The organism is Corynebacterium guangdongense, assembly GCF_030408915.1.
GTDB classification, from domain to species: Bacteria; Actinomycetota; Actinomycetes; order Mycobacteriales; family Mycobacteriaceae; genus Corynebacterium; species Corynebacterium guangdongense.
Window position 1 is genome coordinate 1811339 of sequence record NZ_CP047654.1, and the last position, 23963, is coordinate 1835301.

Consider the following 23963-nt stretch of genomic DNA (forward strand, 5'->3'; position numbering starts at 1 on the left):
GCCCGAGTGTGCTGCGCGAGGTGTCCTAGGCCCTCAGCTTCGCCGAGGCGGCCCTGCTGGCGGCCACGCTCTCGTTGAGTCTCACCGTTTTCGACCCGGCGGCCCGGTGCCCCACGCGGCCGGTCCCCGGGTCCCGTTCCGCGTGGCCCATATTTCCTGAGCCGTCCCGTCTGTCGTTGTTGTTCTTGTGGTGTCGCCAGCACAGCAGGGTGAGGTTCTCGATGTCGGTGCGCCCCGACAGCAGCCAGGCGATGATGTGGTGGACCTGGCATTCGTCGATGCATCGGTCGCAGCCGGGGTGGGAGCAGACCAGTTCCTTGACCAGCAGGGCGATGCGCTGTTCCAGGGTCGCGGTGCGTTGGCCGCGCCCCACCCAGAGGCGGTGCGTGCGGTCGTCCTCGATGGTGACCCAGTCGAACTTGGCCTGCCCCAGACTGAGCAGGTCGATCGGTGAGAGTTCGACTCCGGCGCTGGTCTGGAACCGGGAGTCCTCGTCCATGTTCTCCAGCTCCGAGAGCGTCAGGGAGACCACGACGCTGCCGGCGCCGCGTCGGTGGGAGCGCTCGCCGACGTGATGGCGGATGACGTCCATGATGGTGTCGTAGCGCTTCTGCGCCATGGAGCGCTTGTCCCTCGCGTCCGGTTCCGCGTCGTCGCCCTGTTCCCGTTCGAGGGAGGTGGCCTTCAGCAGGGCCGCGTCCGCCGGAGTCAGGAGCATGGTCGCCACGACCATGCCGTCGGCGCGCTGGTGGTGGATGTTGAGCTCGCGCTTCTTGAACACCGCCAGCGGGTCCTTTCGGCCGTCCGGCTTGCGGGCGGCCCGGTTCGCGGTGAGCACGGCCTGCCGGACCCACGCCCGCAGGTCCTCGACGGAACGTTTCTCGGCCTCCGCCAGGGCCTGCGCCCGGAGTTCGTTGGCGCCGGGCACCGCGTGCTCGAAGAGGCGACGCAGCTCGGCTTCGATGACGCGGCGCTTCTCGGCCGACGCCCGGCGTCGACGGGCCTCACGCTGGGCCTTCTCCTCCGCGGCCGTCCGGCGACGGGCCTCCGCTTCCCGGGCTTCCCGCTCGGCGGGAGATTCGGAGGGCGACGGGGGCTCCGGCTCGGGCTCCGGCACCGGGTCGAACAGGGCCCGCCCCTGACGCAGCCGGTTGAGGGCTTCCGGCCGGGACAGGCCGAGCTGCGTCACCAGGTATTCGAGGGCGTCGGTGGCTCCGACGAGGCGCCCGGCGCCGTTGAGTTCCGCGAGCCAGGCGAAGGAGGCGTCGACGGCGGCCTTGGCGGCCAGCCCTTTCTCCAGGGCCTCGAAGGAGGCGCGGTGGGCGTGGAAGTCGACGGACGCCGGGTCGGCCATGATGGCCGCCAGCCCGGCAAGGCCGTGGGTGACCTGGGTGACCAGGACGTCAATCCGGGTATCGCTCATGTGTTCGAGGATAGCCGGATCGGCGACGGCCTCAAGCACTTGCTCACTACGGTGTGCGTTTAATTCACCCGCGGCCGCATAAGCGGCTAATGGCCCCGGAACCGCTCCAGGTCTCTGCGATCCTTCTTGGTCGGACGCCCGGCGCCCCGGTCGCGGACGGGGATCGACGCCTGCACCTCCTTCGGCGGAGGCGGCGGCGAGTGGTCGGCGTAGCAGGTCCGGGCCACCGGCGCCCCGACCCGCTTGCGCACCGTGGCGAGCACCTCGAGGTCGTACTCCCGGTGGTCCTTCCACACGCGCACCCGGTCCCCCGGAACGACCTGGGCGGCAGGCTTGACGGCGGCGCCGTTGAGCTTGACGTGCCCGGCGCGCACGGCCTCGGCGGCGTCGCCGCGGGTCTTGAACAGTCTGACCGCCCACACCCACACGTCGATGCGGACGGGGTTGCCGTCCGGCCGAGTCATCTAGTAGTTGTCCTTGTGGTTGATGATGTTCTGCACTTTGCGGTAGTAGTGGACGCCGCCGACCACGGCGACCACGAGGCCGAGGATGAGCCACATCAGGCCGCCGCCGGAGATGAGCGTCATGAGGACGCCGCCACCGACGCCGGCGGCAACGGAGATGACGCCGTTGCGGGTGTACTGGCGGACGGCGGTCTTGCGCTGCTCGATCGGGTTATGGGGGCGGTTCTGCATCGTCATGCGGTCAATCCTAACGTGAAATCAGTGTTCGACCCACGCGGTGCCCGCCCTCGCGGGTGAGACGGCCCCCTGGGTCAGGGACGCGAGCAGATCCTCGAGTTCGGCCCGCCCCCCGGGGGCCACCGCGAGCGTGTACCGGGCCTGGGCCTCGTAGGCCACGTCGGCCACGGTCACGCCATGGGAGCGAAGCTCGGCCTCGAGCCGACCGGCCGAGGCGTGGTCGAAGGCCACCGTGTACAGCTCCCGCCGCGAACGCGTCACCCGGCGCACCAGTGGCAGGGCGTTGCCGACGGAATCCGAGTACGCGCTGACCAGCCCACCGGCACCGAGCTTGATGCCGCCGTAGTAGCGGGTGACCACCGCGGCGATGTTGAGCATGCCCGAGCCCTTGAGCTGGTCGAGCATCGGCTTCCCCGCGGTGCCGGAGGGTTCACCGTCGTCGGAGGAGCGCTCCACGAGGTTCGCCCCCTCGACGACGTGGAGATACGCCGAGCAGTTGTGCGTGGCGTCCGGGTAGTCAGACTTGATCCCGTTGATGAACTCGCGCGCCTGGTCACTGTCCATCACCCGGGAAATGTGGGTGATGAACCTGGAGTGCTTGATGTCCCACTCGTAGGTGAAGATCTCGCCGTCGGCGGGCAGCTGGAAGGAGGTCTGCTGTGTCATTGGACGTGCCAGTCTAGCGTGGCCTGGGGGTTTTCCTTAGCCTGGGACGCATGACTCTTGAGAACAATGCGCAGTACGCCGTCTGGGCGCCCGTCCCGGACGAGGTCCAGCTGGTCGTCGAGGTGGACGGCGAGGAAAGGTCCTTCGGGATGCAGCCGGCCGAGGGCGGTTGGTGGGTCTGCCGCGACGGGGACGCCCCACGCACCCCGGGAACCCGCTACGGGTTCCGGGTCCGCACGGGCCGCAGCTGGTCCACGTCCCTGCCCGATCCCCGCACGACCTCCCAGCCGGACGGCGTCCACGGCCTCTCCGAACTCTCCGCCACCGACTTCGACTGGACCGACGAGAACTACCGGGGCATCGCCCTCAAGGACATGATCATCTACGAACTCCACGTCGGCACCTTCACCCCGGAGGGCACGTTCGACGGGGTGATCGCCAAACTCGACCACCTCAGGGACCTCGGCGTCAACGCCATCGAGCTGATGCCGGTCCAGCCTTTCGGCGGCGGGCGCAACTGGGGCTACGACGGGGTGGACTGGTTCGCGGTGCACGCGTCGTACGGCGGCCGCGAGGGCCTCAAGAGGCTTGTCGACGCCGCGCACAACGCCGGCGTCGCCGTCATCCTCGACGTCGTCTACAACCACTTCGGCCCCGACGGAAACTACAACGGCATGTTCGGCCCCTACACCTCCGGCGGCAACACCGGCTGGGGCGAACTGGTGAACTTCTCCAACGCGGACTCCGACGAGGTCCGCGCCTACGTCCTCGACGCGGTCGACCAGTGGCTCGACGAGTTCCACGTCGACGGCCTGCGCCTGGACGCGGTCCACTCCTTCGACGACCGCGGCGCCTACTCCATCATGGAGCAGATGCAGCAGGTCGCCGACGAGGTCGCCGCCCTGGACGGGCGCCCGCGCAGCCTGATCGCCGAGTCCGACCTCAACAATCCCCGCCTGCTCACCGGCACCGAATTCGGCGGCTACGGCCTGGCCGGCCAGTGGGTGGACGACATCCACCACGCGCTGCACACGGTGGTCTCCGGCGAGCGTTTCGCCTACTACAGGGACTTCGGCAGCGTGGAGACGCTGGTCGAATCCCTGCGGGACGGCTGGTTCTTCACCGGCACGTTCTCCTCCCACCGTGGTCGCACCCACGGCCGCGCCATCGATCCGGGGAAGGTCTCGGCCGCCCAGCTGGTCACCTACACCACGACGCACGACCAGACCGGCAACCGCGCCTCCGGTGACCGCCCCTCCATGAACCTCTCACCCGAGCAGCAGGTCCTCAAGGCCGCGGTCATCTACGCCTCCCCGTACACCCCGATGCTGTTCATGGGCGAGGAGTTCGGCGCGCGGACCCCGTTCCCCTTCTTCTGCTCCCACACCGACCCGCACCTCAACAAGGCCACCCGGGAGGGCCGCCTGAAGGAGTTCGCGGCGCTGGGCTGGAACGAGGAGGACGTCCCGGACCCCTCCGATCCGGCGACCTTCGAGTCGGCGAAGCTGGACTGGACCTTCGACGGCACTCAGGAACGCATTCTCGACGCCTACCGGACGCTGCTGCGGATGCGCCGGGAGCTGGAGCTGCCCTACCCGGATCTGGCGACCTTCGAGGTGACCGGCGGCGCGAACTGGCTCAGCTACATCGCCGGCGCCCACGGCGAGTACCGCCTGGTCGCGAACCTCTCCGACACGGAGGTCACGGTTCCCTTCGGTGGCGGGCTGCTCTACTCCTTCACCGAGCCGGAGGTCGGCGCGACGCAGACCCGCCTCGGCCCCTGGGGCTTCGCCCTCCTGGCCAACTGACGGCGGCTAGTTGGTGACCAGGTACTCGTACTCCGGGGTGCCCGGCTCCAGGTGGCGGCAGTCGATGCGGGAGGCGTTCATCCTCCCGATCAGCGCGTCAAAATCGGAGGCACGCCCCAGCTCGAGGCCGACCAGCGCGGCGCCGGTCTCGCGGTTGTTGCGCTTGAGGTAGTCGAAGAGGGTGATGTCGTCGTCCGGGCCGAGGATGTCGGTGAGGAAGGACAGCAGCTGGCCCGGCTCCTGGGGGAAGTTGACCAGGAAGTAGTGCTTCAGGCCGCGGTAGACCAGCGAGCGCTCCATGATCTCGGCGTAGCGCAGCACGTCATTGTTGCCGCCGGAGATGATGCACACGACGACCTCGCCCGGGGTGATGCTGACCTCGCGCAGGCCCGCCACCGACAGTGCCCCGGCCGGCTCGGCGATGATGCCCTCGGACTGGTACAGGTCCAGCATCTCGGTGGCGACGGCGCCCTCGTCGGCGGCGACCAGGTGCAGGCGGCCCTGGTTGGCCTCGGCGATCCGGTAGTTCAGGTCGCCGGTGCGGGCGACCGACGCCCCGTCGACGAAGGTGTCGACGCTGCCCAGGGTGATCGGGCCGCCGTTGTCCAGGGCGGCCGCCAGCGACTTGGCGCCGGCCGGTTCCACCCCGATGACGGCGGTGCGCGGGGCCATGTCGGCGACGTAGCTGAGGACTCCGCCGAGCAGTCCGCCGCCGCCGACGGGGACGAAGACGCTGTCCATGCTCTTGCCCAGCGAGGTCAGCTGGGAGACGATCTCGGCGGCGACGGTGCCCTGACCGATCACGGTGTCGCGGGCGTCGAAAGGCTCGATCAGCGTCGCGCCCCGCTCGGCGGCGTCGGCACGCGCGGCCGCGGAAGCCTCGTCGAAGGTGGCGCCGACCAGCACGACCTCGACGTTCGGCCCACCGTGCACGGCGATGCGGTCACGCTTCTGTTTGGGGGTCTTGTTGGGCACGAAGATCTTGCCCTGGATGCCCATGGTGCGGCAGGCGTAGGCCACGCCCTGCGCATGGTTGCCCGCGGAGGCGGCCACGACGCCGGCGGCCTTCTCCTCCTCGGTGAGATTCGAGATGGCGTAGTACGCCCCGCGGATCTTGTAGGAGCGCACGTCCTGCAGGTCCTCACGCTTGAGGTAGACCTCGGCGCCGGTCTCCTCCGACAGGCGCGGGCAGTACTGCAGCGGGGTCGGGGCAATCACCGAGGAAATTCGAGCCTGCGCCATCTGAATGTCGGACGCGCGCACGGGAACGAAGGTGTGGGGTGATTGCTGTGTCGTCATGTGCGTCGATGATACTCCTGCGGACCCGGTATCCGTGCCGATGGGCCGGGTAGCCCGTATCCTCGACGGTAACGCTTCTCCCGCGAAAGGGAACCTGCCGCATGAGTGTCCGCCTCGCCGTCACCTCCGACCTTCATCTCGGCGCCGCCAACTCTCCGGGGCTGCCGTGGCTCGTCGGCACCGCGCGTCGCCACGCCGAGGACGGCGCCCGGGCCCTGGTGATCGCGGGCGATCTGGTCCACCGCGACGTCGAGGTCGGCGGCGTCGTCGCCCCGCTGGTCGACGCCCTGAGCGCCATCGCCGAACGCCTGCCCGTCCTGTTCATCTACGGCAACCACGACGCGGCGATCGGGCTGGCCGACGCCATGCCCCCGATCGACGGCGCGGTCGCGGTCGACTCCGTCACTCCTGTCGAGGTCCGGCTGCCGGGCGTTCCGTTGCTCTTCCACTGCGCCAGCGTGGCCTCCGATCCCGATCGGCGGGGCATCGCGGAGGCCTTCCCGGTCGCGCCACGCCCGAACGGACGCGTCGGGGTGTTCCACACGAGCCTGCACGGCGGTTTCCACCCCGTGCCGTGCCTGCCCGCCAGCGTCGATCAGCTCGCGTCCCGTAATTATGAGGCCTGGATTCTGGGGCACATCCACCACGCCCGCGTGGTCACTGAGCAGCCCCCCATCTTCTGGCCCGGCCAGGGTGACATGCGCGATCTGCGCGTGAGGCCGCTGCCCGCAGCATCAGTCACGGGTTCACCGGGGATTCATCAAACTTCAACCTTTCGGACCTCAGGTCGTGGCCGGAACGTAACTTCTCAACGGTAGCTGTTATAGAAGTGCCAGTTTTCTGGCAAAACTATGACAGCCCTCGTTTTGGAGACTTACGTGACCATTCGTCGTTCCGCCACCGCCATCGCCGCCGCGGCCGCCACCTCCCTGGCCATCCTGGCCGTCCCGGCCACCGCCGCCATCGTCGATGAGCCCTCCTCGCACGTCGGTTCCGGCGCCCTCACCCTGGAGGCGGTCGGCTCCTACGATTCCGGGGTCTTCGACGCCTCCGCCGCCGAGATCGTCTCCTTCCACCCGGAATCCGCGTCTATCCTCACGGTCAACGCGCACTCGGGCCAGGTCGACGTCATTGACGCCTCCGACGTCACCGATCTGACGCTGAAGTCCTCCGTCGAGGTCGCCGGCCACGTCATCAACTCCGTCGCCGTCCGCGCCGACGGCCTGGTCATCGCCACCGCCGAGCCCGCCGACGACAAGACCGCCCCGGGCAAGGTCGTCTTCTTCGACGCCAACGACCCGGAGGGCGGCATCCTCCACGAGGTGACGGTCGGTTCCCTTCCCGACATGGTCACCTTCAACGAGGACGGCACCTACGCGCTGGTCGCCAACGAGGGCGAACCCGCCGAAGACTACTCCGTCGATCCGGAGGGCTCCGTCTCCGTCATCACCGTCCCGGCCAACATCGAGAGGATCACCGAGGCGACCGGCCGCACCGCCGGCTTTGAGGCGTGGAACGGCGTCTCCCGCGAGGAACTCTTCGCCGACGACAACATCCGGGTCTACGGCCCGGAAGGCTCCAACGCGCAGAACTTCGAGCCGGAGTACATCACCGTCGACGGTGACACCGCCTACGTCGCCCTCCAGGAAAACAACGCCGTCGCCGTCGTCGACGTCCCGACCGCCACCGTCACCGACATCTGGGGACTGGGCACCATCGACCGCGGGATCCACCCGTTCGACCCCTCGGACCGGGACGGCGAGTTCAACCCGCGCACCTACGAGGGGGTCAAGGCCTTCCCCCTGCCCGACGCCATCGATTCCTACACCGTCGGCGGTGTGACCTACATCGTGACCGCCAACGAGGGCGACGCCCGTGACTGGGAGGGCTACTCCGAGGAGCTCCGCTTCAAGGACGTCGGCGATCCGGAGGAGACCGACATCGTCCTGAGCGAGAGCATCGACGCCGCCCTGCAGGACGACGCCGAACTCGGCCGCATGAACATCACCACGGCCAACGGCGTCACGGACGGCGTCCTCGAGGAGATCTACACCTACGGCGGGCGCGGTTTCTCCATCTACAACGCCGAGAGCGGCGAGCTCGTCTACTACTCCGGCGACGACTTCGAGAAGCACACCCACGCCGCCAACCCGGAGTTCTTCAACTCCAACCACTCGGAATCCAACTTCGAGGGCCGCTCCGACGACAAGGGCCCGGAGCCGGAGTCCGTCGTCCTGGCCGAGCTCAACGGCAGGACCTACGCCTTCATCGCCAACGAGCGCGTCGGCGGCGTCATGGTCTACGACGTCACCGACCCGGCCGCGCCGGTGTACTCCTCCTACCTGAACAACCGCGACTTCAGCGTCGACATGGAGTCCTTCCTCGACGAGGAGGGCAACCTCACCGCCGAGGGCCAGGCAGCCCTGCCGACGGCCGGCGACCTCGGTCCGGAGGGCCAGCACTACATCGCCCCACAGGACTCCCCGAACGGTCGCCCGCTGCTGGTCGTCGGCAACGAGGTCTCCGGCACGACCACCGTGTTCGAGATCAAGGGCACCGACGCCGACCTGGAGGCGCTGTCCGCCCGGTCCTCCTCCACCGGCGCCGCCGACCTGGGTTCCTCCACCGGCGCCGCGACCGGCGCCCTCGCCCTCGTCATCGGCCTGATCGCGGCGGTCGGCGGCGTCGTCGCCACCACTCCGGGCCTGCTGAACCTGCTCCCGGCCGACGTCCGCGGCCAGCTCGAGGCGCGTCTGCGCTAGTCCGTGTCCCCCTGCCGCCTTTCCCGCGGTCGTGCCGAACGTGGGAGGGTGATAAGTTCAATGAAGATTTGGCCTCAGTGAGAGCTCCAAGCACTGGGGCCTTCCCTATTCCTCCCCTCCAGTCTCCGAAATCTTCCCGAGGAGTTCCCTGTGAACCGTCGCCTCCCCATCGCCCTCGCCACCGCGGCCGCCACCATGATCACCATGACCGTCCCCGCTGTCGCCGACGAAGCCCCGTCGTCCGGCCCCGATACGACCGACGCCCCCGCTGCGGCCGCCGGGGACGTCACCGTGGAGCAGGAGCCCGACTCCTCCGCCCCGCTGTCCAGCGGTTCCTCCGGGTCCGCGGGGACGACTGAGGCCACCGACCAGGGGACCCTCCCAGGCCTCGACGAGCAGGGCCGCTGCCCGAACGGCGAGCTCCCCGCGTACCCGGCGGCGGACCCGGACGAGAAGGTCAAGGAGGACACCTTCCTCGGCCCCTACGCTCTCTTCGAGGAGCTGACCGGCTCCTCCATCCCGGGCGCGGCCACCGACACCCCGACGGGCGCGGACGAGTTCGGCTGCACCGAGGAGCAGCAGATGAACCCTGCCGACTACCCGGAGTGGATGCACTCCTCCCTCTTCCCCTCGGAGGAGGTCAAGATGGTCATGGCCGTCATTGAGGCCATGCTCATCGTCGGCATGACCGCGACCCAGGTCGGCGCCGTCGCGGTCCAGTTTGTTCCGGGCGCGCGCGAGGAGTTCCGGAGCTTCCTGACCTCCCTCGGCGTCAACGTCGACGCCTAGTCCGGGGCCGGAACAAGAAACTGCCCGCCCGCCGAGAAATCGGCGGGCGGGCAGCGTCGTCAAGCGGCGGTCTAGAACAGCTCGTCAGAGGCGATGCGCGCGCCCTCGACCAGCGCCTCCAGCTTGGCCCAGGCGATCTGCTGGTGCAGACGGCCACCGAGGCCACAGTCGGAGGAGGCGATGACGTTCTCCGGGCCGACCTGCTCGGCGAACTTGATGATGCGGTCGGCGATCAGACGCGGGTGCTCGATGGCGTTGGTGGAGTGCGAGATCAGACCCGGGTAGAGCTTGTAGCCCTGCGGCAGCTCGCGGTTGCGCCAGACACGCCACTCGTGCGCGTGACGCGGGCTGGAACCCTCGAAGGACACGCCACCGACCTTGGCCTCCATGATGACGTCGATGATGTCTTCGAAGGGGACGTCGGTGGAGTGCGGGCCGTGCCAGGAACCCCAGCAGATGTGGAGACGGGTCTGCTCGGCCGGCAGGCCCTCGAGCGCGGAGTTGATGGCGTCGATGCGAATCTTCAGCCAGTCCTGGAAATCGGCGACGGACGGCTCCGGGTTGATCTGGTCCCAGGCCTCGGCCAGATCCGGGGCGTCGAGCTGGACGGTGAAGCCGGCGTCGGTGATGGCCTTGTACTCGTGGTGCATGGCGTCGGCGCAGGCCTGGACCAGCTCGGTCTCGGTGTCGTAGTACTCGTTCTTCAGGCGGGCCGCGGAACCCGGGGACAGCGCCGCGACGAAGGCGTCCTTGGCGCCGGCCTTGTCCATGGCCGCGCGCAGCAGCTTGACGTCGGCGGCGACCTCCTCCTGGCCGACGTAGGTGACCGGGCCGGTGAACTTCGGGTTGCCGACCTTGGCGCGGCCGGCGAAGATTCCAGACTCCGGGTCGTTGTAGGCGTCGGCGAAGATCTGACGGTCACGGCGGTCGGCGAAGGAGGTCAACTGGATGTTGCCCGGGGTGGAACGCACGACGTCCTGGGCCGCCCAGCGGTCCTCGTCGGTCATGGTGAGGCCGCCGAGGCGGGAGAAGGAGTAGTTCCACCAGGCGCCGTAGTCGATGGCGCCGGAAGTGATGTGCCCGTACTCGCCCTCGTTGACGATGTCGACGCCCATGTCGACCTGACGCTGGACGACCTTGTCGATGGAGTCCTGCAGGATCTCGAAGAACTTGTCCTCGGCGATGGTGCCCTCGGCACGCTGCTGGTTGGCGTCCAGCAGTTCCGGGGTGCGCGGCAGGGAGCCGACGTGGGTGGTCAGGATCTTGTTGCTCAAAGTACTTACTCCTTCAATCGGTGACGGGCTCAAGTGTAGTGGTGTGCCCCGGGGGCGGTGGCATGTGTCCGCGCTGTCCAGACTGAGCGGTACAGAACCGGCGCAGCGGCGTCGACGCATGACGATGCCCCGTCCTGGAATGACAACGGCGAACCGTCAGCCAGGCCGGGGCTCCGGAAATGCATACGACTGTTATTGGAAACCTACCGACGAACCGGTAAACCGCCGGGAATTTTATTCAGCGACGTCGCTTCCGCGCACGATTACCCGGTGTCCGGGAAGCGGCGCACCATCGCGATGTACGGACTGTCGGCCTCCCGGCCGTGAAACTCGAAGCCGCGCCTCTCGTAGAGCCCCTTCGCCGCGCCGTTGTCCTCGTGGACGCACAGGCTCAGCCCCGGCGCGCCGAGCTCCTTCGCCAGGGCCGCGACCCGCTCGAGGAGCTGCCCGCCCAGTCCACGTCTGGCGTAACGCTTCTCGACGGCGATGGCCAGCTCCGGGATCTCCGGGGACACGTAGCCGGCGCCGTGGAGATCCTCGGTCCCCCAGATCAACCAGGACGCGCCCGCCGGGATACCCAGGTGATCGGAGACGAGCACTCCCCCGCGTTCGGGCGTCCACGCGTCCAGGTAGAAACGGTTGGCGTCGAGGAACTGCTCGGGGTCCGGATCGACGGTCTCGTCGCCGAAGACGTCGGCCAGGTAGTTGAGCCGCTTGATGTAGGTCAGGTCCGCCGGCTCCGTCTCGCGGAAGCTGAACTGCACGTCAGACATCAGCCCAGAATCCCCGGCCCCATCGTCGCCTTGAGATCGCCCATGAGGTTGCCGGACTTCTCCACCCGCAGATGCTCGCCGAGCACCATCATCTGGGAGTTGTCCCCGTTGACGAGCGTCAGGTAGACGTCGGAGTCACCGGCGTTGGAGACGAGCACGTCCTTGAGCTTGCGGATGTTCTCCAGGGTGCACTGCTCCGTGCGCATCGTCAGGCGCAGCGGCAGACCAGCGCCGCCACCCGGGCCGAGGTCGGGGATACGGATGTCGTCGCAGAACAGCGACATACGGTCGTCGCGGATGGAGACGTGCACCCTGGCCAGGATGATGTTGTCTTCCACGATCTGCGGCGCCACCAGGGAATAGACCTTGTTGAAGGCGAGGATTTCCACGGACGCGCCGTTGTGGTCCTCGATGGTGACGATGGCCCAGGGCGATCCGTCCTTCTTGGAGAAACGGCGGTCGACCGCAGAGATGATGCCGCCGATGACCATCTCCTGCTTGTTGTACACCTCACCGCCGAGGATCTGGGTCAGCGGCATGTTCGTCTGCTGGGCCAGGGCCTCCTCGAAACCGTCCAGCGGGTGGCCGGAGACGTAGAGTCCGAGCATTTCGCGTTCAAGGGTCAGCTCGTGCTTGCGGTCCCACTCCTGATCCGGGATCTCGAGGGCGAAGGGACTCGGGCCGTCGCCCTCCTCGGTGCCGCCGAGGGCGGCGAAGAGGTCGAACTGCCCCTTGTCCGCGGCCTTCTTGGTGGTTAGCACCGAGTCGACGGCGTCTTCGGAGATGAGCATGAGGCCCTTGCGCGGGTGGCCGAGAGAGTCGAAGGCGCCGGCCTTGATCAGCGATTCGGTGATGCGCTTGTTGCAGGGCAGCAGGTCGATCTTGTCCAGGTAGTCGCCGAAACTGGTGAACTTGCCCTTGGACTTGCGCGTCTCGACGATGGACTCGACGACCTCGCCGCCGACGTTGCGGATGGCGCCCATGCCGTAGCGGATGTCCTCGCCGACGGCCATGAAATCCTCCTCGGACTCGTTGACGTCCGGCGGCAGCACCTGAATGCCCAGGTGGCGGCAGTCGGCGAGGTAGATCGCCGACTTGTCCTTCTTGTCGCCGACGGAGGTCAGCAGCGCGGCCATGTACTCCGGGGCGTAGTTCGCCTTGAGGTAGGCGGTCCAGTAGGACACCAGACCGTAGCCGGCGGCGTGGGACTTGTTGAAGGCGTAGGACGCGAAGGGCTCGATGGTGCCCCACAGCGAGTCGACCGCGGCCTTGGAGTAGCCGTTGGCGAACATGCCGCCGGAGAACTTCTCGTACTCCTGGGCCAGGACCTCGGGCTTCTTCTTGCCCATGGCCTTGCGGAAGCCGTCCGCCTCACCGGCGGTGTAGTTCGCCAGCTTGCGCGAGATCTCCATGATCTGCTCCTGGTACACGATCAGACCGTAGGTCTCGCCGAGGATGTCCTTGAGCGGTTCCTCCAGCTCCGGGTGAATCGGCGTGATCGCCTGGCGGCCGTTCTTGCGGTCCGCGTAGTTCCAGTGCGCGTTGACGCCCATCGGTCCGGGCCGGTACAGCGCCAGGGACGCGACGATGTCGTTGAAGCCGGTCGGCTTCATTCGCTTGAGCAGCTCCTGCATGCCGCCGCCGTCGAGCTGGAAGACGCCGAGCGTGTCACCGCGGCCGAGCAGCTCATACACCGCCGGGTCATCGGTGTCCATGGTCTCCAGGTCGATGTCCTCGCCACGGTTTTTCCTGATGTTCTCCAGGGCGTCACCGATGACGGTGAGGTTGCGAAGGCCCAGGAAGTCCATCTTCAGCAGCCCGATGGATTCGCAGGCCGGGTAGTCCCAGCCGGTGATGATCGCGCCGTCCGCCGGTCGTTTCCACATGGGGATGTGTTCCATGAGCGGGACCGAGGCCATGACGACGGCACAGGCGTGGACGCCGGCCTGGCGGACCACGCCCTCCAGGCCGCGGGCGGTCTCGTAGATCTTCGCCACATCCGGATCGGTCTCGATCATCGAGCGGATCTCGGCGGCCTCGGCGTAGCGCTCGTGCTCCGGATCGGTGATGCCGGACAGCGGGATGTCCTTGGCCATGATGGCCGGCGGCAGGGCGGCGTTGATGCGGTCGGCCATCTGGAAGCCGGGCTGGCCGTAGTTCACCTTGGCCGCGTCCTTGATCGCCTGCTTGGTCTTGACGGTGCCAAAGGTGATCACCTGGGCGATCTTGTCCTCGCCCCAGCGCTCGGCGGCGTAGGTGATCATCTCGCCGCGACGGCGGTCATCGAAGTCGATGTCGATATCCGGGGCCGAGGGGCGCTCCGGGTTGAGGAATCGCTCGAAGAGCAGGCCGTGCTCCATAGGGTCGATGTTGGTGATGGTCAGGGCGTAGGCGACGAGCGCGCCGGCGGCGGAACCACGGCCCGGTCCGACACGGATGCCGATGGAGCGGGCGTGGTTGATGATCTCGGCGACGATGAGGAAGTAGGACGGGTAGCCCTTCATGTCGATGACGTCGATCTCGTAGTTGGCGCGCTCGATGTAGTCCTGCGGCACCTCCTTGCCGTCGAAGCGGGCTTCGAGGCCACGCATGACCTCCTTGCGCAGCCACGTCGTCGGGGTCTCGCCCTCCGGCACGTCGGCGACGGGCATCCGGTCGAGCGGGTGCTCCTCCCACATCTCGTCGTAGGGCTGCACGCGCTCGGCGATCCAGAGGGTGTTGTCGCAGGCGTCCGGGACGGTGTCGTCGAAGATGTCGCGCATCTGCTCCGCCGTCTTGATGTAGTAGCCGGAACCGTCGAACTTGAAGCGGTCCTGGTCCAGCAGGGTCTTGCCCGTCTGGACGCAGAGCATCGCCTCGTGCGCCGCCGCCTGGGACTCCAGGACGTAATGGCAGTCGTTCGTGGCCAGCGCGGGCATGTCCAGCGCCTTGCCGATCTCCAGGAGCTCATTGCGCACCCGCCGCTCAATGGACAGCCCGTGATCCATTAGCTCCAGGAAGTAGTTCTCGCGGCCGTAGATGTCCTGCCAGGTGGCGGCGGCCTCGAGCGCGTCGTTGTACTGGCCCAGACGCAGCCTGGTCTGGACGTCGCCGGAGGGGCAGCCGGTGGTGGCGATGATGCCGTCGGCGTGCTCGGCGATGAGCTCCATGTCCATCCGCGGCCACTTGCCCAACTGACCTTCGTAGGAGGCGAGGGAGGACAGCTTGAACAGGTTGCGCAGGCCGGTGACGTTCTCGGCGAGCATGGTCTGGTGCAGGTAGGCGCCGGAGGCGGAGACGTCGTCGGACTTCTGATCCGGGGTGCCCCACAGGACACGCTTCTTGTTGAAGCGCGACTCCGGGGAGATGTAGGCCTCGATGCCGATGATCGGCTTGATGCCGGCGGAGGTCATCTTGCGGTAGAAGGCGTTTGACCCGTACATGTTTCCATGGTCGGTCATCCCGACGGCGGGCATGGCCTGCCGGGACACCTCCTCGGCGAGCAGATCCACCTTCGCCATGCCGTCAAGCATGGAATATTCGGTGTGATTGTGCAGGTGTACGAACGACGACTTCTTGCCCATGGTGGCCCATCCTATCCCGCGGGCGGGGTGAATCCTAAGGCCGTGATCGGACCCGGGCGCGGACGTTCGCGTCCCCGCCGTCACAGCCACCGGCTACTGTTGTCCCCCATGACCGCCGCCGTCCTGTCCTACCTGCTGTGGGGGTTCTTCCCCGCTTTCTTTCCGCTCCTGCTTCCGGCGGGTCCGCTGGAGATTCTCGCCCACCGCATCGTCTGGACCGCCGTGTTCATGGCCGTGCTGCTCATTTTCACCGGGGGCTGGCGGCAGCTGGTGCGGGCCGGGTGGCGGGAATGGGGACGCCTGGCGCTGGCCGGGGTGCTGATCTCGGCGAACTGGGGGATCTACGTGCTCGCGGTGAACACCAACCACGTGGCTGACGCGGCCCTGGCCTACTTCATCAACCCGCTGCTCAGCGTCGTGCTCGGGATGGTGTTCTTCAGCGAGAAGCTGCGCCGTCCCCAGCTGATCGCCGTGCTCATCGCAACCGTCGGTGTGCTGCAGCTGACCTTTCTCAGCGGGCAGGCCCCGATTCACGCGCTGGGCATGGCCGTCACTTTCGGCTTCTACGGCCTGCTGAAGAAGAAGGTCACGGTCACGGCGACAGCCTCGGTGGCGGCCGAGACGCTCGTCGTCGCCCCCTTCGCGCTGGCCTACCTGGTCTGGTTGCAGGGCACCGGTGACGCCACCTTCGGCACGGTCTCCGGCGGCCACACGGCGCTGATGGTGCTCTCGGGCGTGGTGACCGCGGCGCCGCTGCTGCTCTACGGAACGGGCGTCCAGAAGCTGCCGCTGGCCACGATCGGCATGCTGCAGTACATCACCCCGACCATGCAGATGCTGTGGGCGTTGTTCGTGACCCAGGAGCAGTTCTCCACCGCCCGCTGGATCGGATTCATCATCATCTGGGCCGCCGTCGCGGTCTACCTCGGCGACCTGATCCGCCTCAGCGGGCGGAGGCGGGCTGGCGAACCGGCGGAACCGCCACGGCCATCTGGTCAATCCCGGGAACCTCGACGGGGCTGACGCCGAACCAGCCCCAGGCGGCGTCCGGCGGCAGCGTCTCGACCGTCGCGACGCGCTCCGCGTGGGCGAGGGCGCGCAGCGTCTCGCCGTCGTCCCGGGCCACGACTGCGGTGAGCTGGTAGGGCACCGGAACGTCGCCGATGCCGGAGAGCTGTCGCGCGATCATCCCCAACTGCGCGGTGTACACGTCCGCCCGCGTGGCACCCGCCACCGGTTCGGGCAGCGGGTACGGGGCCGCCATCCCCACCACCATGGCGTTGACCCGGTCCAGGTGCTCGGTCTCGACACCAGCCTCGGCCGCCTCGAGGGGGCGTGCGAAGGTGATGAGCGCATAGACGTCCTCGTCCGCGGGGGCTCCGGCCAGGGACTCCGCGGCCCGCTGCTGGTACTGGAGGTAGCTCTCGCCGGAGTCCTGGCCGAGCATGTCCCCGTTGCGTCCCGGGGCCGGGCTCCACGCCAGGGCCTCCACCAGGGCATAGACCACCACGCCGAGGGCCGCCAGGACGGCCAGTGAACCGAGCACGAGGCGCCGGCGGGTGCCGGGGCCGAAAGGCTGCTCGCGGCTCGGGGTCTGCGGGCGTCGGGAAGCCTGCCCCTCCGGATCCAGGGAGTAGGGTTCGGCGTCGTGGGTGGCCTCGAAGTCCCGGCCGGAGGTGGTCCCGAAGCGGTCGCTCATGACCGGATCACCTCGAGGGCGTGGCTGAGGTCGTCGGGGTAGGGCGCCTCGATCTCCATCCAGTCGCCGGTGGCGGGATGGGTGAAGCCCAGGCGCACGGCGTGCAGCCACTGGCGGATGAGGCCCAGGCGCTTGGCGAGGTTCGGGTCGGAGCCGTACATCGGGTCGCCGACGCAGGGATGCCCGATGGATGCCATATGGACGCGGATTTGGTGGGTCCGCCCGGTCTCGAGGTGAATCTCGAGGAGGCTGGCCTCACGGAACGCCTCGACGACCTCGTAGTGGGTGATGGCGTGCTTGCCGTCGGCCGTGACCGCGAACTTCCAGCCCGCCGAGGGGTGGCGGCCGATGGCGGCGTCGATGGTCCCGGTCAGCGGATCCGGCAGCCCCTGGACGAGCGCGTGGTAGGTCTTCTCCACCGTGCGTTCCTTGAAGGCGCGCTTGAGCACCGAATAACCGCGCTCACTGGCCGCGACCACCATGACCCCGGAGGTGCCGACGTCGAGGCGCTGCACGATGCCCTTGCGTTCCGGCGGCCCGGAGGTGGAGATGCGGAAACCGGCGGCGGCCAGCCCCCCGAGGACGGTCGGTCCCTCCCAGCCGACGGTCGGGTGCGCCGCGACGCCCACCGGCTTGTTCACCGCGATGATGTCCCGGTCCGAGTAGAGGATGTCCATGCCTTCGACATGCTCGGCGACCGGCTCGAGCGGCTCCTCCGGCGCCGGCAGGAGCACCTCGAGCATCGTGCCCGCGGTGAGCCGGTCCGATTTCATCGAGGGCACGGCGTCGATGGTCACGTCCCCCTCGGCAATGAGGTCGGCGGCCACGGTGCGGGAAAGGCCGAACAGGCGCGCGACGGCGGCGTCGACGCGCATTCCTTCGAGTCCTTCCGGAACCGGCAGGGTCCGGGTTTCGCGATTAGTCATTCTCCTCACTTCCACGTTCAGTTGTCTCGGGCGATCGGGTCCGCGATTCGCGCCTGTCCTCCAGCAGCATCGCGATGAAGAACACGACCACGCCCACCGAGATGGACGCGTCCGCCAGGTTGAAGATGGCGAAATTCCCGACCGAGATGTAGTCGACGACGTGGCCGAACCAGAAACCCGGTTCGCGCAGCAGCCGGTCGATCAGGTTGCCGAGCGCTCCCCCGCCAATCATCGCCAGGCCCACGGCCACGCCGCGGTCGCGGATGAACGGGGAGGCGACCAGGACGCCGAGGGAGAAGACGAGCTGGATGGTGGTGAACAGCCAGGTGGAGTCCTCCCCCATGCCGAAGGCGGCGCCCGGGTTGAAGATCAGGTAGAAGCGGAACCAGTCACCGATGACCGGGTAAGCGGTCCCCAGCTCCAGGTTGTCCAGCACCCACTGCTTGATCAGCTGGTCCGCCGCGGCGACGGCGGCCATGATCGCCAGGATCAGTCCGACGTTGCGCATCGACGCCGGTGGCCGCTCCGGGCGGGTGGGGATTTCGGTGGACTTCGTCGACGGGGTACTCACCAGGACCATTATTGCCGGTGACGGCCACAATAACCACACAAGGTAGCGTGGTGTGTTGTGATCCCGACCCAGCCCGCCTCCCGCCGCCGCCGTGTCGCCGGCCGGACCCGCCGCCCGATCGGCCTCGCCGCCGCCACCCTCGCCCTCGCCGCCGGACTGGTCGCCTGCTCCGGCGACGACGACTTCAGCGAGTTCAACGACACCCTCGACGCCGCGATTCCGCTGCCGCTGGACGCCCCACGTGTCAGGGTCGACACGCTTGGCGACGTCAGCGACGGCGGCACGGTGCTCGCCTTCCGCGACGTCACCGACGGCCCCGACGCTCCCCAGGAGGCCCGGGTCACCGTCTCCGACGGCTTCAACCAGAGCGTCCAGCGCGCCGACGCCGTCGATCCGGCCGCCCCGGCCGGCGGTGACGTCGTCTCCCTGACGCTGCCCGTCACCGCGGTCTCCTCCGCGGCCGAGGCCCCGGAGGAGGACGAGCGGCCGGCGACCCGCCGGGTCGATCTGCGCCTCGGCGTCGCCGAGTCCACCGACCTCACGCTGCTGGAGGATCTGCGCTCCGCCGAGGGCTTCCGCCTGGGCTGGCGAGCCGACGATTCCGGCCAGATCTCCACCGTGGAGCTCACCGCCCCGACCGGCGCGAGCGACGAGGGCCGCGCCTACGTCGAGTCCGCGCTGACGACGCTGACCTCGCTGCCGGTCGTCTTCCCCGCTGAGTCGGTCGGCGTCGGCGCAACGTGGTCGGTCGATTCCCGCGTCACCGGCGACGCCACCCTGCTGCAGACCACCACCTACACGGTCACCGGCATCGAGGGAGACCTGGTCGACCTCGACGTGGAGGTCACCCAGCGGCCCTCCATGGGCGCTATCCCCATCGAGGGCGTGCCCGGCGCGGAGGCCGCGCAGGGCCAGGAGCTGCGGGTGATCAGCTCCGAGACCACCTCAACGGGGGCAATCACCGTGGACCTCACCCGTCCGCTGCCCGTCGACGGGCGCATCGCCTACACCACCCGCGTCGTCTACGGCGGGGAGGGGGAGGCCGGCATCGTGCAGGACACGACCACCGGCGTCGAGTTCGAGTAGGCCCCGCCCCGTCAGCCGTCGCTCCGCAGAGCAGAACGTCGCCCCCGACCTGAGCAGGCCGGGGGCGACGTTCTGGTTCGGGGCACCGGGAGACTATTGCGCCGGCGCCTCCGCCGGGGCCTCGCCTTCGGCGGGGGCTTCCGCGGGCGCGTCAGCCGGGGCCTCTGCCGGGGTCTCGCCTTCCGCCGGGGCCGGGGCGGCGGTCTCCTCGAGGCACATCGCCGGCACCTGCTCCGGGGCGACGGTGTTGTTGATGAGGATGCAGGCCCAGGACTGGGAGATCTTCCAGGTCTCGCCCTCGTAGATGAACTCCACGTTCTCCGCCATCTGCGGTTCCTGATCCGGCAGGGTGAAGGTGACCGTGGAGAGCACGGACTCTGGGGTGTAACCCGGGTAGACCGGATCGACGACCTGGAAGTTGGCCCCGGACTCCTGCTGCGCGTAGGTCATGGTGTCGAAGAGCGCCGGATCGACGGTCTCGCCGCCCTGGACGGTCTTGACGCGCTCCTCCATCGGGGCGTTGGGGTCGGCCGCGGTCTGCAGCACCTCGTTGAGCTGGGCGGCGGTCGGCGCCTCGCCGTAGACGGGGACGGCCTCGCTGGACTCGGTCACGGTGTCCGTGGCGGTCTCGGCGCTGGTGGCAGCGTCCTCACCGTCGGTGGAGCAGGCTGCCAGGCTGAGGCTGGCGGCTGCGGCCGCGATCAGTGCAGTCAGCTTGGTCGTCATGGTCGGCATGTGGAGGGACTCCTTAGATCTTTTCGACTTGCCTGTCCGGGCCCCGGGCGTGACCGGGACCCGTGCGTGTGTCGTACGGTTCTGCCGGTCGATACTACACCTCCGGACATGCTCCTCCGAACCACCGCCACCAGCGTTTTCGCCCCGCTCCCCGCCCTACTCCGGCCGGGGAGGGACGTGTGGCACCCTGGGGGCATGACCACCCGCATCCGCATCCTCACCACCGGCGGCACCATCGCCTGCACGCAGAACCCGGCCACCGGGGCGCTGGAACCGACCCTCAGCGTCGAAGACCTCATCGGTGCGGCGGGGCTGCTCTCCCCGGCCAAGGGCTACGAGATCAGCGGACTCGACCTCCTCCGGCTCGACTCCTCCTCGATCACCCTGGCAGATCTGGATCTGCTCGTCGCCGCCGTCCGCTCCGAGATCAAGGACGGCGCGGACGGCGTCGTCCTCACGCACGGCACCGACTCACTCGAGGACACGGCGCTGGCCCTGGATCTGGTGCACGATTCCGAGGTGCCGGTGGTGGTGACCGGGGCCATGCTGCCCTTCGACGCCACCGGCTACGACGGCATCATCAACCTGCGCGGCGCCGTCCAGGCCGCCGCCGACCCGGCCAACCGCGGCCGCGGGGCGCTCATTTCCTTCGCCTCCCGGTTGCTGTCGGCCCGCGGCGCGCTCAAGGCGCACACCTCGGATCCGGCGGCCTTCCACACCCGCTCCCCGCTCACCGGCCCGCGCCCGGCGCCGGTCCGGCACCGGAGTCTGGGCCGGCTCAACGTGCCGATCATCGCTGCCTGGCCCGGCGCGCCCGGCGACGCCGTGGACGCGGCCGTGAAGGCCAGGGTCGACGGGATCGTCGTCGAGGCGCTCGGCGCGGGCAACGTGAGCGTGGGGATGGGCGAGGCCGTGGCCCGCGCGCTCACGCGCAAGATCCCGGTGGTCATCGCGACCCGGGTCCCCTACGGTCCGGTGTCGCTGGCCTACGGCGGCGCCGGCGGCGGTTCGACGCTCGGGGATCTCGGCGCGCTCTCCGCCGGCGTCCTCGGCCCCGGCCAGGCCCGCATCACTCTGGCCACCGCGCTGGCCGCGCGCGTCGACCCGGCCACGCTCTTCGTCTAGTCCTCCCGCGCCCGCCGGGCGAACCAGTCCTCCCAGGCCAGGGAGTCCAGCGGATCCGCCGCCACCAGCTGCTCATCGTCGACGGCGAAGGTCCTGGTCGGCCCGGGGCCGGTCGCACGGGTCTCGAAACGCACGGAGACCACCCCGTGCCCGGTCCCCTGCACCCAGCCGTGCCCGTACTCGGGGTGGTGGACGTCCTGCGTCGCGGCGAACCGGGGTCCGCCCGCGACGGGCACCTCCTCCTGCTCGACGACGACCTCGGCGACGTCCCCGTGATCGGACACGCCCGTCTCATAATCCCCGTCTGTCGACGCCGCCTTCCGCGCGATCTGGCGATCCAGCTCCGGGAAGAGCACGTGCTGGCGTCCCTCCTCCAGCCCGGACAAGCTCACGCCGACCAGGCGGACAGGCCCGACCTCATCCGGGTAGCGCACCAGCCGGAAGGCGGTGGCACTCAGGGTCTCGACGTCGTCGGTGGCGTAGGGCAGCGTCGCGGAACGCGACTCGATGTGGAAGTCGGCCATGCGCAGCTTCACGGTGACGGTCCGGGCGCCGCGCCCGTCGGCGAGCAGGCGGCGGTGCGCCCCCTCGGCGGCGCGGGTCAGCGCCCGGTCGACCTCGGCCCGCGTCGTCAGGTCCCGGGCGTAGGTGTGCTCCGCGGAGATCTGCTTGGCGATCGCCCGGGGGGCGACCTCCCTGTCGTCGACGCCGCGCGCCAGCCGCCACAGGTTGAGGCCCGTCGTCGAGCCCAGCGAGATCTCGACCTCCCGCTCACTCAACGCCGCCAGCTGACCGATGGTCTCCACGCCCATGGCGGTGAGCTTGGCCTCAGTGACAGGCCCGACGCCCCACAGCTTCGCGACGTCCATCGGATGCAGATCCCGCTCCAGGTGCTCCGGCTCGAAGACGAAGGTGCCGTCCGGCTTCGCCTCGTCCGAGCCGATCTTCGCGTACTGCTTGCCCGGTCCGGCCCCGATGGAACTGGGCAGGCCGGTGATCCCGCGGATCTCGGCGCGCAGCTCCTCCGCCCACGCGCGGACCTCCGCCACCCCGGCCCCGGCCAGCTCCGGCGGCTCCATGAACCCCTCGTCGACCGAGAGCTGCTCGACGACGTCGACCTTCGAGGAGATGACCTCGAACACACGCTTCGACGCCGCCGAGTACACCGACTTCCGGGGGCTGACCGTCACCGCCCTGGGCCCGACCAGGCGCAGCGCCTGGAACATCGGCATCGCCGAATGTGCCCCGTACGCACGGGCCTCATAGGAGCAGCCCGCCACCACCCCTCGTCCGCCGACGCCGCCGACGAGCACCGGGCGTCCCCGCAGCGTGGGCCGGGTCAGCTGCTCCACGGACGCGAAGAACGCATCCATGTCGATGTGCAGGACCCAGCGATTCATACCTGCCCAGTGTAGGAGGCGGCCGCAGCGGCTCCGGCAGCGGACCCTGCGCACCGCGGGGGTCACGGCCGCTTGAGGACCACCGCGGTCACCACGAGGGCTACGCCGATCATCTCCGGGAGCGTGAGGAACTGCCGTAGCGCGATCGCGCCGACCACCGCCGCGACCACCGGGAGGATGGCCTGGAGCACGGCGAAGTAGCCCGGCCCGGCCCAGCGCATGACGACCTGATCCAGCGAGTAGGGCACCACCGAGGAGAAGAAGCCCAGCCCCAGCGCCAGCACCGCCATGATCAGCAGGTTCGCGTCCGTGTCCGGGGCGCGGAACTGGTGGAGGGCCACGAAAGGCAGGGCGGCCAGGGAGGCCCAGGTGAAGCCGACGGCCATGGAGGTGCCGGAGCTGCCGGCGTCGCCGGCGATTCGGGTGCCGGTGAGAATGTAGCCCGCCCACATCGCGCCGGCGAGCAGCGCGAAGACGATGCCGACCGCGCTGGTCGACCAGCTGGCCCCGGAGATGACGACCACTCCGGTCGCCGCCAGCGCCAGCGCCGTCCAGTCGCGGCGGCTGCGCGACCCCCAGGCCGCCACGGCGATCGGCCCGAGGAACTCGATCGCGACGGCCGTGCCCAGCGGCAGGTGGTTGATGGAGACGTAGAACGTCATGTTCATCGCCATCGTGAAGAGTCCGTAGACGGCGGCGTCCCGGCCGCTGATACCGAGGAAGTCACGGATCCGGGGCCGGTGGATGAGCAGCAGAATCAGGGCGCCGGCGGCGATGCGCAGCCACGCGACCACGGCGGGCGGATGGGTCGCGAAGAGTCCGACGGCGATGGCCGCGCCCGCGTACATCGAGACGCCGGAGACGACCGCGAGGGCCGGCGCCCCGAGCCTGGTCCGCGTCGATTCATCCAGGGAGTTGTTCATCACCCATGGCAATCTACCCGGTGTTCGCTAGTCTGGGTCGACCATGGCCTACGACCTCTTTCTCATTGACCCTGCCCAGGTCCCCTCGGATCCCGACGCCTGGCTCAACAACGCCCTCCACCGCGCCGCCGGATCCCGGCCCGTCCCGGAGAAACTGCGGCGCGCGCACGAGGACCTGCGCGGTCGCCTCGACGCCGCCTGGCACCTGGACCACGACCACCTGGGCATCACCCTGGCCTGGGCGGATCTGAACGACAGCCTCGAGACGATCCGGGGTGTGGCCGCCGACCTCGGCCTCGGCGTGTACGACTACTCCGGTGGTGGCACGGTGAGTTTCCCGACCACCTCGGTCCTGCAGCGGGCGTTCACCGATGGGGCGAGCGGGCGGGAGTGCCGCACCCGCGGGGTGTGAGCGAGGGCGCGTGGCGAAAGGCCCCCTC

22 protein-coding genes are annotated in these 23963 nt (G+C 69.0%); 8 read left to right on the top strand and 14 right to left on the bottom strand.

What is annotated here, in order from left to right:
- Positions 1 to 25: 25 nt before the first annotated feature.
- The 4 genes from CGUA_RS08575 to CGUA_RS08590 all read right to left on the bottom strand — a co-directional run bounded on the left by CGUA_RS08575 (position 26) and on the right by CGUA_RS08590 (position 2790).
- Positions 26 to 1423, bottom strand: a complete 1398-nt coding sequence (locus CGUA_RS08575; RefSeq protein ID WP_290194725.1) for an HNH endonuclease signature motif containing protein — start codon at positions 1421 to 1423, stop codon at positions 26 to 28.
- 86 nt (positions 1424 to 1509) lie between these two features.
- The gene (locus CGUA_RS08580; RefSeq protein WP_290194727.1) at positions 1510 to 1887 is read right to left on the bottom strand and encodes an RNA-binding S4 domain-containing protein; all 378 of its coding nucleotides are present in this window, start codon (positions 1885 to 1887) and stop codon (positions 1510 to 1512) included.
- Positions 1888 to 2124 (bottom strand): hypothetical protein, encoded by a 237-nt coding sequence (locus CGUA_RS08585; protein ID WP_290194729.1) that lies wholly within the window; start codon positions 2122 to 2124, stop codon positions 1888 to 1890.
- A 21-nt stretch (positions 2125 to 2145) separates the two neighbouring features.
- A complete protein-coding gene (locus CGUA_RS08590; RefSeq protein WP_290194730.1) occupies positions 2146 to 2790 on the bottom strand; it encodes an IMPACT family protein in 645 nt (214 codons plus the stop codon).
- A 50-nt stretch (positions 2791 to 2840) separates the two neighbouring features.
- Between CGUA_RS08590 and treZ the strand changes: the two genes are divergently transcribed.
- Positions 2841 to 4598 carry a malto-oligosyltrehalose trehalohydrolase gene (gene treZ, locus CGUA_RS08595; RefSeq protein WP_290194733.1) on the top strand — a complete coding sequence of 586 codons (1758 nt, stop codon included), beginning with the start codon at positions 2841 to 2843 and terminating at the stop codon, positions 4596 to 4598.
- Positions 4599 to 4604: 6 nt separating this feature from the next.
- Here treZ and ilvA read toward each other — a convergent pair whose 3' ends face one another.
- On the bottom strand, positions 4605 to 5897 hold the full coding sequence (ilvA, locus tag CGUA_RS08600; protein WP_290194735.1) for a threonine ammonia-lyase IlvA: 1293 nt from the start codon (positions 5895 to 5897) through the stop codon (positions 4605 to 4607).
- 101 nt (positions 5898 to 5998) lie between these two features.
- On the opposite strand from ilvA, the gene CGUA_RS08605 reads away from it, so the two are divergent.
- The 3 genes from CGUA_RS08605 to CGUA_RS08615 all read left to right on the top strand — a co-directional run bounded on the left by CGUA_RS08605 (position 5999) and on the right by CGUA_RS08615 (position 9448).
- A complete protein-coding gene (locus tag CGUA_RS08605) occupies positions 5999 to 6715 on the top strand; it encodes a metallophosphoesterase family protein (protein ID WP_290194737.1) in 717 nt (238 codons plus the stop codon).
- A gap of 60 nt (positions 6716 to 6775) precedes the next feature.
- On the top strand, positions 6776 to 8659 hold the full coding sequence (locus CGUA_RS08610; protein WP_290194740.1) for a choice-of-anchor I family protein: 1884 nt from the start codon (positions 6776 to 6778) through the stop codon (positions 8657 to 8659).
- Positions 8660 to 8809: 150 nt separating this feature from the next.
- Complete coding sequence (locus CGUA_RS08615) at positions 8810 to 9448, top strand: hypothetical protein (RefSeq protein WP_290194742.1); 639 nt, start codon at positions 8810 to 8812, stop codon at positions 9446 to 9448.
- A 71-nt stretch (positions 9449 to 9519) separates the two neighbouring features.
- On the opposite strand, the gene CGUA_RS08620 is transcribed toward CGUA_RS08615, so the two are convergent.
- The 3 genes from CGUA_RS08620 to dnaE all read right to left on the bottom strand — a co-directional run bounded on the left by CGUA_RS08620 (position 9520) and on the right by dnaE (position 15058).
- Positions 9520 to 10722 carry a cobalamin-independent methionine synthase II family protein gene (locus CGUA_RS08620; protein WP_290194743.1) on the bottom strand — a complete coding sequence of 401 codons (1203 nt, stop codon included), beginning with the start codon at positions 10720 to 10722 and terminating at the stop codon, positions 9520 to 9522.
- Between the two features lie 263 nt (positions 10723 to 10985).
- Positions 10986 to 11495, bottom strand: a complete 510-nt coding sequence (locus CGUA_RS08625) for a GNAT family N-acetyltransferase (protein WP_290194745.1) — start codon at positions 11493 to 11495, stop codon at positions 10986 to 10988.
- On the bottom strand, positions 11495 to 15058 hold the full coding sequence (gene dnaE, locus CGUA_RS08630) for a DNA polymerase III subunit alpha (RefSeq protein ID WP_290194748.1): 3564 nt from the start codon (positions 15056 to 15058) through the stop codon (positions 11495 to 11497). Before dnaE ends, CGUA_RS08625 begins: the two co-directional genes overlap by 1 nt.
- 108 nt (positions 15059 to 15166) lie before the next feature.
- On the opposite strand from dnaE, the gene rarD reads away from it, so the two are divergent.
- Complete coding sequence (gene rarD / locus CGUA_RS08635; RefSeq protein ID WP_290194749.1) at positions 15167 to 16081, top strand: EamA family transporter RarD; 915 nt, start codon at positions 15167 to 15169, stop codon at positions 16079 to 16081.
- Here rarD and CGUA_RS08640 read toward each other — a convergent pair.
- Genes CGUA_RS08640 through lspA form a run of 3 tightly spaced genes read right to left on the bottom strand, consistent with a single transcriptional unit; the run spans position 16002 to position 18263 of the window.
- Complete coding sequence (locus CGUA_RS08640) at positions 16002 to 16757, bottom strand: hypothetical protein (protein ID WP_290194751.1); 756 nt, start codon at positions 16755 to 16757, stop codon at positions 16002 to 16004. The two genes, rarD and CGUA_RS08640, sit on opposite strands and share 80 nt — an antisense overlap.
- Positions 16754 to 17683, bottom strand: coding sequence for an RluA family pseudouridine synthase (locus CGUA_RS08645; RefSeq protein WP_290194753.1), 930 nt, complete (start codon positions 17681 to 17683; stop codon positions 16754 to 16756). Before CGUA_RS08645 ends, CGUA_RS08640 begins: the two co-directional genes overlap by 4 nt.
- Complete coding sequence (gene lspA / locus CGUA_RS08650) at positions 17676 to 18263, bottom strand: signal peptidase II (RefSeq protein ID WP_374725038.1); 588 nt, start codon at positions 18261 to 18263, stop codon at positions 17676 to 17678. Before lspA ends, CGUA_RS08645 begins: the two co-directional genes overlap by 8 nt.
- A 48-nt stretch (positions 18264 to 18311) precedes the next feature.
- Between lspA and CGUA_RS08655 the strand changes: the two genes are divergently transcribed.
- Positions 18312 to 19340, top strand: a complete 1029-nt coding sequence (locus CGUA_RS08655) for a hypothetical protein (RefSeq protein ID WP_290194755.1) — start codon at positions 18312 to 18314, stop codon at positions 19338 to 19340.
- Between the two features lie 93 nt (positions 19341 to 19433).
- Here the strand turns inward: CGUA_RS08655 and CGUA_RS08660 are convergent, their stop codons facing one another.
- Complete coding sequence (locus CGUA_RS08660; RefSeq protein WP_290194756.1) at positions 19434 to 20075, bottom strand: WKL family lipoprotein; 642 nt, start codon at positions 20073 to 20075, stop codon at positions 19434 to 19436.
- A 195-nt stretch (positions 20076 to 20270) separates the two neighbouring features.
- Here CGUA_RS08660 and CGUA_RS08665 point away from each other — a divergent pair, with 195 nt between their 5' ends.
- Entirely contained in the window at positions 20271 to 21200 is a 930-nt protein-coding gene (locus CGUA_RS08665; protein ID WP_290194758.1) for an asparaginase, read from the top strand.
- On the opposite strand, the gene CGUA_RS08670 is transcribed toward CGUA_RS08665, so the two are convergent.
- Complete coding sequence (locus tag CGUA_RS08670) at positions 21197 to 22600, bottom strand: DNA polymerase IV (RefSeq protein WP_290194760.1); 1404 nt, start codon at positions 22598 to 22600, stop codon at positions 21197 to 21199. The two genes, CGUA_RS08665 and CGUA_RS08670, sit on opposite strands and share 4 nt — an antisense overlap.
- 62 nt (positions 22601 to 22662) lie before the next feature.
- Positions 22663 to 23523: an EamA family transporter gene (locus CGUA_RS08675; protein WP_290198358.1), complete on the bottom strand. Its 861-nt coding sequence runs from the start codon at positions 23521 to 23523 to the stop codon at positions 22663 to 22665.
- Between the two features lie 43 nt (positions 23524 to 23566).
- Between CGUA_RS08675 and CGUA_RS08680 the strand changes: the two genes are divergently transcribed.
- A complete protein-coding gene (locus tag CGUA_RS08680; protein WP_290194762.1) occupies positions 23567 to 23935 on the top strand; it encodes a hypothetical protein in 369 nt (122 codons plus the stop codon).
- Positions 23936 to 23963 lie beyond the last annotated feature (28 nt).